This is a genomic window from Actinomadura napierensis (genome assembly GCF_039529375.1).
GTDB lineage: Bacteria > Actinomycetota > Actinomycetes > Streptosporangiales > Streptosporangiaceae > Spirillospora > Spirillospora napierensis.
Window position 1 is genome coordinate 1 of the sequence record NZ_BAAAMR010000260.1, and the last position, 1,377, is coordinate 1,377.

Annotated in this window: 1 protein-coding gene; it reads right to left on the reverse strand. The window is 66.7% G+C overall.

Features of this window, described 5'->3' with window-relative positions; translation table 11 throughout:
- Positions 1–41 precede the first annotated feature (41 nt).
- On the reverse strand, positions 42–1,262 hold the full coding sequence (locus ABD296_RS49300; protein WP_344285426.1) for an IS256 family transposase: 1,221 nt from the start codon (positions 1,260–1,262) through the stop codon (positions 42–44).
- Positions 1,263–1,377: the final 115 nt, after the last annotated feature.

The window sequence follows — 1,377 nt, forward strand, 5'->3', positions numbered from 1 at the left end:
GGGACTGTCTGAAAGTCTGTGGGTGAGGCGGTGATCGGTTTTCAGTTCAGGGTGATGCGGTCACCGTAGTGCAGCGACAGCGCGTTCAACGCTGCCTTCCACCCGGGGGTTTTGCCGGTCACGTTGGGCCTTCCCTTCAGTGGTTGGCGGATGACCAGGTAGAGGACCTTGAGGGCGGCCTGTTCGGTGGGGAAGTGCCCGCGGCGGCGGGTGGCCTGGCGGAACCGGGCGTTGAGGCTCTCGATCGCGTTGGTGGTGTAGACGATCTTGCGGATCTCGGCCGGGAACGCCAGGAACGGCGTGAAGGTCGGCCAGGAGTCCCGCCACAGCCTGATGATCGCCGGATAGCGGTCGCCCCATTCGGCTTCGAAGTCGGCGAACCGCTGTTCGGCGGCTGCCTCGGTCGGGGCGGTGTAGATCTGCCGCAGATCCTTGGTGAGCCGGCTCCAGTGCGCCTTGGAGGCATACCGCAGTGAGGAGCGGACCAGGTGCACCACGCATTGCTGGACGGTGGCCCGCGGCCAGATCTCCTCGATGGCTTCGGGCAGGCCCTTGAGGCCGTCGCAGCAGGCGATGCACACATCGGCGACGCCGCGATTGCGGAGTTCGGCCAGCACGGTCATCCAGTGCTTGGCGCCCTCACCGCCGGTCCCCACCCACAGCCCGAGCACGTCGCGTTCGCCGTTGCAGTTGATGCCCAGCGCCACATAGATCGGACGGTTGGCCACCTGACCTTCGCGGATCTTGACATACAGGGCGTCGATCAGCACGACGGGGTAGACGCTGTCGAGCGGCCGGGCTCGCCAGGCCTCCATCTCCTCGACCACCTTGTCGGTGACCCGCGAGATCAGGTCACGCGAGACCTCGACCTGGTAGATCTCGGCCAGATGGGCGCGGATCTCGCCGGTGGTCAGGCCCTTGGCATACAGCGAGACGATCGCCTCGTCGAACCCCTCGATGCGGCGGGCGTGCTTGGGCACGATCTGCGGCTCGAACGCGCTCGCCCTATCCCGCGGAACCTGGATCTGGATGGGGCCGACCTCGGTAGACACCGTCTTTGCCGAGCTGCCGTTGCGGTGGTTGCCGGACGGGGCGGTCGGGCGTTGGCCCCGCTCATAGCCCAGATGCTCGGTCATCTCGGCCTCCAGAGCGGCCTGCAGCACGGTCTTGGTGATCCCGGCCAGCAGTCCGTCCGGCCCGACCAGCGACACTCCCTCGGCCTTGGCTTTCTCGACCAGCTCGGCAGCGAGCTGGACCTCCAGCCCACTCTGCGGCTCGTCCTCACCATGGTTGCTCACAGATGATCCTTCCCGGCCGAGGCATCGGCCCCAGCCTTCCGGATCACCACCCCACCCACACGATCTTTCGGACAGTCCC